Source organism: Pseudomonas sp. CM27, assembly GCF_013179515.1.
In the GTDB taxonomy this organism is placed as follows: Bacteria; Pseudomonadota; Gammaproteobacteria; order Pseudomonadales; family Pseudomonadaceae; genus Aquipseudomonas.
Window position 1 is genome coordinate 2,737 of the sequence record NZ_JABMCN010000266.1, and the last position, 5,276, is coordinate 8,012.

Sequence of the window (5,276 nt, forward strand, 5' to 3'; positions counted from 1 at the left end):
CTGCCACACGGACGGCGCCAGTCTCAGGCCATGAGCTGTACCTGTGGGAGCTGGCTTGCCGGCGATGAGGCCAGGGCAGGCAACCTAGCTTTTGTTGGCCTCCGCAGGTTCTGCAACCTGTGGCTTGCTTTCTGACTCACCCTTCTCTTCTGCCTCGGTATCCTCCGCCGCCACCGGCGCCTGCATCACGTCCTGCACGGTCTGCTCATCCACCCGTGGGTCCAGCGCTGCCGACAACGGCGAACCGGCTGCGGGCATTGCCACGTGGCCCAGCGGCGCGTCCTGCACCTGGTGCAGCCCGGTAACCGCTTTCGGCCGGATGCGCCACACCAGCACCAGCGCGAAGAACACGAAAAAGGCATACAGCATCTGCGGGCCCAGCACCTTCATCAGCACGCCCGCCGCCAGTGGCCCGATGCATGCGCCCACGCCATAGGTCACCAGTAGCATTGCCGTCAGCGACACCCGTCGCTCGCTTTCCACATGGTCGTTGGAGAATGCCACCGCCAACGGGTACAGGCAAAACTGCAGCAACGAAATCAGAAAGCCCATGCCGAACAGCAGCTCCAGCGGCACGCTGGGCAGTATCGCCAGCGGCGCAGCGGCAAGCGCCAGGCCAACCGCCACACTGCGGATCAGCACCGCTCGGTCGTAGCGGTCCGACAGCCAGCCTAACGGCCACTGCACCAGCAGGCCGGCAAAGATACAGCTACCCATGAACAGACCGATCTGCTCGGTGCTCATACCCTGACTGGAGGCATACAAAGGCGCCAGGCCGTAGAACGAGCCGACGATCAGCCCGGAGCCGAGCACCGTGCTGAGCGACTGCGGCACGCGCTTGATGAAGAACTTCGGCTCCATCGGCGCCGGGCGCAGCGGAGCCGGGTGAATGCGCCGGGTCATCGCCACCGGCACCAGGCACAGGGCAAAGCACATGGCCACCAGCATCAGCAGCTCGGGGCCGAGTTGCGGATGCACCACCAGGATCAGCTGGCCGAGCACCAACCCCAGGTAAGAGGCGATCATGTAGCCGCTGAACACCGCCCCGCGGTGCTTGACGTCGGCCTGCTCGTTGAGCCAGCTCTCGATGACCATGTACTGGCACATCATCCCCAGGCCGACGATCATTCGCAGCCCCACCCACGCCGGCAACCAGCTGGTGAGGCCATGGCCCAGCACCGCCGCGCCGACGATACCGGCGCAGGTGGCGTACGCACGGATATGCCCTACCCGGCCAATCAACCGGTGGCCGACCTTGCCGCCCAGGGCCAGGCCGAAGTAGTTGGCAGCCATCAGCGCACCAATCCACAGGCTGTCGACATTATCGGCAGCCAGGCGCAGGGCCAGGTAGGTACTGAGCAGGCCCGAGCCGATCAACATCATCAGCGCGGCGAAATACAACGACTGAAACGGCTTCCAGATATTTCGCATACGTCCCGTGAAGCTCCCTGGTCAGGTGGCGGTTGGGTGCTAGCAGCATAAAGGCAAAAACCGCCTGGCGCAGGCCCCCCATAAGCGATTTGCCGGTGCAGAGGCGTGTCCGGTGCAGGTCGTGTCGCGATCAGGCCTGTGCCGCCAGCACCCGGCGTTCCCATGGCGTGATTTCGTCGAAGAAATCGGTCAGCTCCAGGGTCTTGCTGGCGATGTACCCTTCGATGAACTCGCTGCCGAACAGTTCCCGCGCCAGCGTGCTGCCCTTGAGCCGCTGCAGCGCAGCATGCAGGGTGCATGGCAGGCCCAGGTGCTCCGGCACCTCGAACTCGCCCTGAATGGCCGGCGACGGCTGCAGGCGCTGCTCGATGCCATGCAGGCCGGCAGCCAGGCTGGCGGCAATGGCCAGATACGGGTTGGCGTCGGCGCCAGGCAGGCGGTTTTCCACCCGCCGCGCCACCGGTGCACTGGCCGGGATGCGCAGGCCGGCGGCGCGGTTGTCCTCGGACCAGCAGGCGTTGTTCGGCGAGGCATAGGGGTGGCACAGCCGCTGGTAGGAGTTGACGTTGGGCGCGAACAGCGCAGTAAAGTCGGCCATGCACGCCTGCAGGCCGCCGATGAAGTGGTGGAAGGTGTCGGTCGGCAGGCCCTGCGCATCACTGAATACGTTACGCCCGCTGCTGGCTTCGACCAGGCTCTGGTGAATATGCATCGAGCTGCCCGGGGTGCGCGCCAGCGGCTTGGCCATGCACACCACGGTCAGGCCGTGCTTGAGCGCCACCTCCTTGAGCAGGTGTTTGAACAGAAAGGTCTGGTCGGCCAGCAACAGCGGGTCGCCGTGCAGCAGGTTGATTTCGAACTGGCTGACGCCCATTTCGTGCATGAAGGTGTCGCGCGGCAGGCCCAACGCGGCCATGCACTGGTAGACATCGCTGAAGAACGGGCGCAGGCCGTTGTTGGAACTGACGCTGAATGCCGAATGGCCCGACTCCCGGCGGCCATCGGTACCCAACGGTGGCTGGAACGGCTGCAGCGGGTCGCTGTTGGGCGCAAACACGAAGAACTCCAGCTCGGTCGCCACCACTGGCGCAAGGCCCAGCGCTGCGTAGCGGGCGATCACCGCCTTGAGCTGGCCACGGGTGGACAGCGCCGAAGGCCGGCCATCCAGTTCGATGGCATCGCAGATGGCCAGGGCACGGCCGTCACTGCTCCAAGGCAGACGATGCAGCTGGCCGGGCTCGGCTACCAGCGCCAGGTCACCGTCATCGCCACCATAGAACTTCGCCGGCGGGTAGCCGCCCATGATGCATTGCAGCAGCACACCGCGGGCCATCTGAAGGCGGCGGCCTTCGAGAAAGCCTTCGGCGGTCATCACCTTGCCGCGTGGCACGCCGTTAAGGTCGGGGGTGACGCATTCGACTTCATCGATACCTTGGAGCTGAGCAGTGCTCATGACACTTGTCCTTGTTGTTGTATGCCGACAACAACATAGGCCGGGGGTGTTTAAAATATCAAGCAGCAAGCTCACTAGAGGTTACCCGCTGCCCCCGACTTGGCAGCAAGGCTTTCCATCTCCCCCCTGCGCCCGCCTGAAGATTACCTTGGGCTCACCCCATGCTGGGGTGATTGAAACCGGAGGGCTGTATGTTGAAAGCTGATTTTACCGCAGAGTTGCACCGCGAAGGCGGAGGCCAAGTGGTCGTTGCAAGCCCGAGTCTGTTTAGCAAGAAAGGGAAAATGTTTAACCCGGAAGGGTTAGTGGATGACGAGGGCTGGTTGTGCATTGATGCCGAGCGCGACGAGTATAAGTTCACCCGCGGGGAGTACAGACCTATTGTATTTAAATTCAATTACATCAAAGAGGAAGGGAAAGGCGTCGGGAAACGCACGCTTTACTCCATCTCATGCAAAAGCGGGTGGGAATACGACGGCGCCAGGCTGGAAAGAAATGCCAGGGGCTGGCTGGGTCTATATGGTACGGGTGTGATCGGCAGAATCACGGACGCCGTGACAAACTATCCCTTGCACCTGGCAGGACTGGGTGACTACTGGAAAATCGAGACACTGCAGGATTGGGATGGTGACTTGCGTAGTGCCGAAGACGTTCCATTTTACCTGCGCGACAAACACGGCCATCGTGTTGCGCTGGCAACGCCAGATGACGCCGCCGTCGACCTGTCCACCAGACATGACAGATATTTGAACGCCGGCGAAACACCCGGCGACATACTCAAGTTCAACCTACGCAATATCAACCTGATCGAGTAGCGGTGAGTTAACGCAGTGCCGGACAGTGCGGACGCTGGCCCTATGTCTGGTTTCAAGAGGCATGCTTGAAGGGAGCTGGCCTATTGCGCATCAACGCTTTCCAACTCTCTTTTCTCAAGCATGAGCATTACCGTTACTCACCCCATGCTGGGATTATCTAAGACCGGAGACTACATGATCAAAGCTGATTTCACCGCCGAGTTGCATTGTGAAGGCGCAGGCCAAGTGGTAGTTGCAGACGCAAGTTGGTATGAGCCTACCATGAGACTGGATGACCAAGGCTGGTTATGCGCCGAAAACGACCGCGAAGACCACCAACTCACCAGCGGCCAATTCCTGCGTATCAAATTTGACTTCGAGTATCTGAGAATGGAGCGGGGCTCTGCCGGGGAGCGCGCGATCTACAACATAAAATGCAATAACCGATGGAACTATGCAGGCGCGAGGCTGGAAAGAAATGGCAGAGGCTGGCTGGGCCTGTATGGCACGGGATGGACGGGCAGGGTCACTGATGCAGTGACGAACCTCCCCCTGCACCTGGCTGGATTTGGCGACTATTGGAAAATTGACACGCTTCGGGACTGGAACGGTAACGTGGAGAGCGCCGACAGCATTCCGTTCTACCTGCGCGACAAACACGGCCACCGTGTAGCACGGGCAAAGTCCAAAGACGCATCGGTGGACCTGTCTCTGAATCGGGCCAGGTTTCTGAATTCAGGCGAAACGCCTGGAGAAATAGTCAAGTTCTATCTTAAAAACATCCAACTCGCCTCATAACCACATTGGGCCTCGGCATGGGCTGCAGGACCCAACCTGTAGCCATGCCAGCCAAGGGCATTGCCCAATATGATCAGCGGCTCAAACGACGTCTATTCGCGCAAGGTCATGCCATTGGCCGGCAACGGCAAGGCCGTCTTGTAGCGCACCTGCTTCAACGCAAAGCTCGAGCGTATATTCGCCACCCCCGGCAACCGCGTCAGGTAATCGAGAAACCGCTCCAGCGCCTGGATGCTCGGCAGCAAGACCCGCAGCAGGTAATCCGGGTCCCCCGTCATCAGGTAGCACTCCATCACCTCGGGCCGCTCGGCGATTTCTTCCTCGAAGCGGTGCAGCGACTGCTCCACCTGCTTCTCCAGGCTGACATGGATGAACACATTCACATCAAGCCCCAGCGCCTCGGGTGATAACAAGGTCACCTGCTGGCGGATCACCCCCAGTTCTTCCATGGCCCGCACCCGGTTGAAACAGGGCGTCGGCGACAGGTTGACCGAGCGTGCCAGCTCGGCATTGGTGATGCGGGCATTTTCTTGCAGGCTGTTGAGAATGCCGATATCGGTACGATCGAGTTTGCGCATGAGACAAAATCACCGGTTTTTTGTGTTTATGCGGAATGTTTATCTGGCCCGATCGGCAAAGGCAATCAACTTGAGAGAAAAATTCTCCTGCCGGGCCACTAAGATGTAGATGACGCTGACCTACCAGTCACAAGCCGGTATTCAGCGGCGGCCGCTTCAGAGCTCACAAAAACAAATATCCGAGCGAGCGTAAACAGCATGAACGAGTACGCCCCCCTGCGT

At 60.6% G+C, this 5,276-nt stretch carries 5 protein-coding genes; 2 read left to right on the top strand and 3 right to left on the bottom strand.

The features are described 5' to 3' along the window. Positions 1 to 84: 84 nt before the first annotated feature. Together HP547_RS24860 and HP547_RS24865 are read right to left on the bottom strand one after the other, a co-directional pair. The gene (locus HP547_RS24860) at positions 85 to 1,431 is read right to left on the bottom strand and encodes an MFS transporter (RefSeq protein ID WP_172229235.1); all 1,347 of its coding nucleotides are present in this window, start codon (positions 1,429 to 1,431) and stop codon (positions 85 to 87) included. Positions 1,432 to 1,561: 130 nt separating this feature from the next. After that, positions 1,562 to 2,803, bottom strand: a complete 1,242-nt coding sequence (locus HP547_RS24865; protein ID WP_172229247.1) for a glutamine synthetase family protein — start codon at positions 2,801 to 2,803, stop codon at positions 1,562 to 1,564. Between the two features lie 272 nt (positions 2,804 to 3,075). Between HP547_RS24865 and HP547_RS24870 the strand changes: the two genes are divergently transcribed. Beyond that, entirely contained in the window at positions 3,076 to 3,699 is a 624-nt protein-coding gene (locus HP547_RS24870; RefSeq protein WP_172288038.1) for a hypothetical protein, read from the top strand. Between the two features lie 174 nt (positions 3,700 to 3,873). Then, the gene (locus tag HP547_RS24875; RefSeq protein ID WP_172288040.1) at positions 3,874 to 4,476 is read left to right on the top strand and encodes a hypothetical protein; all 603 of its coding nucleotides are present in this window, start codon (positions 3,874 to 3,876) and stop codon (positions 4,474 to 4,476) included. A gap of 92 nt (positions 4,477 to 4,568) precedes the next feature. On the opposite strand, the gene bkdR is transcribed toward HP547_RS24875, so the two are convergent. Then, positions 4,569 to 5,054, bottom strand: a complete 486-nt coding sequence (gene bkdR / locus HP547_RS24880) for a Bkd operon transcriptional regulator BkdR (protein ID WP_012273540.1) — start codon at positions 5,052 to 5,054, stop codon at positions 4,569 to 4,571. Positions 5,055 to 5,276 lie beyond the last annotated feature (222 nt).